This is a genomic window from Mycobacterium sp. ST-F2 (assembly GCF_001905655.1).
Taxonomy (GTDB): Bacteria; Actinomycetota; Actinomycetes; order Mycobacteriales; family Mycobacteriaceae; genus Mycobacterium.
Map to the genome: position 1 here is coordinate 1 of NZ_JMHT01000114.1, position 3,000 is coordinate 3,000.

The 3,000-nt window shown below is 67.5% G+C and carries 2 protein-coding genes; both read left to right on the forward strand.

Translation table 11 applies throughout. The features are described from left to right. Positions 1 to 918, forward strand: a 918-nt coding sequence (locus tag EB75_RS28045) for a helix-turn-helix transcriptional regulator (RefSeq protein WP_217267738.1), incomplete at its 5' end; no start/stop codon positions are given. A 559-nt stretch (positions 919 to 1,477) separates the two neighbouring features. Then, the coding region (locus tag EB75_RS29540; RefSeq protein WP_168176142.1) for a PGRS repeat-containing protein at positions 1,478 to 3,000 on the forward strand (1,523 nt) is incomplete at its 3' end.

The following is a 3,000-nucleotide window of genomic DNA, read 5'->3' on the forward strand; positions in this document are numbered from 1 at the left end:
GGGCCACGGGACTCTAAAACACGCTGGACTCATTCACAGGGAACACGCCAGGAGGACAGTCCTGCCGGCGTGATCCACGGTGGCCAGGCGCTGGTCTCACGTCGCCCCCAAACCGAGTTCGAAATCGACTTCATGCGCCCCCACGACCTTGACGACGGCATCTTCACCCAAATCGCCGTGGGCACGACCGCCGGAACATTTCTCGCGGCAGCACCCAAATGGCGGGAACCATTCGATACCGCCGAAAGAGTGCGGCTGGTCCGAGCTCTCATCCCTCACTTGGCTCAGTCACTCGCGACCCAGCAGCGAGTCGCAGTCCTCACCGAGACTGCAGACGGCATCTTCACTGCACTGGACTCCGTACAACACGGCTCCATCGTCGTCGACTCAGGCGGCAACGTGGCGTACGCAAATGATGCCGCAGCAGGGATGCTGACATCGTCTGACGGTCTGACCATCCGGTTCGGCAGGATCGAAGCGACGAATGCTTCGGTCAACAACCGCATCCAGGCCGCGATCAACGGCGCCATTTGCCCGCGTTCGGACGCGCGAAGGGGGTGTTCCATGACGTGTGAGCGCCCCTCCGGGAAGCGGCCGTATCAAATCGACGTGATACCAATGGCATCGAGTTCAGGTGATCCGGCAACAGCCATGGTGCTTGTGAACATCACCAACCCCGAAGTAGACCGCGAATCTCCAGAAGATTTGGTACAACGCCTATTTGGCTTGACCACCACCGAGACGAAAGTGGCGCTCCGAGTTGCCCGCGGTGAAGACATCAACCTCATCGCGGAAAATCTGGCCGTGTCGAAAGCGACCGTAAGGACGCACCTCCAACACGTCTTCGACAAGACCGACACCCATCGCCAAGCCGACTTGGTCCGGTTGCTACTGACGGTGATGCCCCCGCCGGCTTGAGCCCGGTCGCCATCCCTCGCCTTCTCCAGTTCGACTGCCCTACTGACGTTTACGTAGGTGGGCCGTTCTGATTTCCATGTCGGGCTCCCTCGCGTCAGCAACCGCCGCAATTTAGGTAGTCCGGTACTCATCGCACCGCTGTGCTGCGTATCCACACTGATCACACGCAGACGGCACGTTCGACACGTTGCCTGTACTCGGGCAACCGACCAGCTGATCCTCCAGTGCTGGCGACATTCGAATCAATGCTCCAGAGCAAACCTGCCCAGGCAAGGAGGTGGCAACCGGTCCCCGGTGGGGACGAAGCAAATCATCGGCATTCCGGTCACGTCTCAGCCGAACGGGCCCTGAACATACGAACTCGTATTCCGCTGGGGCGCAGAGCAATCCGTTGGCTGACCGCAGAGAGCTTGATCAGCCGGCTTGTTGGACCATGCCCGCGCAAGCCACATGAGTTAGAGCCAAGTGCAAGGGGGAGTTTGTCATGTCCAAACGTGGAAAGAAGTTGCCGCCGACCAGCCGGCGACAGTGTGATGCTCGTCGTCGCAGCATACGGCCGTTGGCGACCACTGCTGCGGTCATCGGCGGGGCCGGCGTCGTGTTGTGCGCACCCGGTGCGGCACTGCTCGTCGCGCCCGCCGCACAGGCTGCGCCGTATGTATCGGCGCCGGCATCCCCTCCAAATGACCTGTGCGTCGTCATGACGGGGTGCAACAACATTCCCGCCGGCAACCTGTTCGGGGCCGCCGCACTGTCGGCCGGGACTACGACCGACCCCTTCACTGCCCTCTTCGACCTCGCCGGAGCGATCCCTGGCGTGAACCTCCTGATCGGCAATGGCGCCGACGGCACCGCAGCACATCCCAACGGCTTCAACGGTGGGCTGTTCGCAGGTAGCGGCGGAGACGGCTACAGCTCGACCATCGCCGGCGCCGACGGAGGGCACGGCGGCAACGCGGGATGGTTCTGGGGCAACGGCGGCAAGGGCGGCAACGGCGCCGACGGCAACACCAACGTCTCAGGTGGCAATGGCGGCGATGGCGGCCGCGGCTCTGCGCTGATCGGCACCGGCGGCCGTGGCGGCAACGGTGGCCACGGCGGCGCCGGGAGCAACGGAATGAATGTCGCCACTGCGAACACGGCAGGGTCCGGCACCGATGGTGTCGACGGTGTGTCAGCGGCCGGTCCCGGTCAGAACGGCGTCGATGTACAGAACGGCGGCAAGGGCGGGACAGGCGGCAACGGACAGAATTTTGGGCTCGGCGGCAATGGTGGCCTCGGTGGACCCAACGGCGGTGACGGCGGCACAGGCGGCACGGGTGCGGCAGGCACGGTCGCGCACCTCGCGGGTGCAGGCGGATCCGGCGGCAACGCCCTGGCCAACGGTGGCAAGGGCGGCACGGGCGGCACGGGCGGCAGCGATCAGACGGGCCTGCCCGGCGACAGCGGCGCAGGCGGGAACGGAGGAAACGGTGCCACCGGAGCGAACGGCGGCAGCGGCACAGCCGGTGGAAACGGCGGCAGCGGTGGCCGTGGCGGCGCCCTCGGCGTCGGCGGCGGTGGCGGTACGGGTGGCGCCGGCGGCCAAGGTGGTGATGCCGCAAACGGCGGCAGCGGCGGCGGTGGCGGCACCGGCGGCAACACCAACACGCTGAACGGCTCCGCCGGCAAGGGCGGCACAGGTGGCAAAGGCGGCACCGGAGGTCAGGGCGGCACCGGCGGCAACGGTGGAAACGGGGGCGCGGCCGGAACCGGGGGCGCGCGTAACGGCGCGACGGGTGCGGGCGGCGCCGGTGGCAGTGGCGGCGGCGGCGGAGCAGGCGGGTCTGGTGGTGCTGCCGGCGCCGGTGGCTCCGGCCCAACGGCGGGGCAGTCCGGCAATGTCGGCGCCGGTGGCGGCGGCGGCAAAGGCGGCGCCGGCGGCAAAGGCGGTACCAGCGGCAGCGGCGCGCCCGGCTCCAACGGCGGCGGAGGGGATAGCGGTAGCGGCGCCGGCAATTCCGGCGGCGCCGGCGGTGGTGCAGGCGGCAGCGGCGGGGCCGCCCGAGCGGGGGCCAAAAGAACGCGCCCGGGCCAACGGGC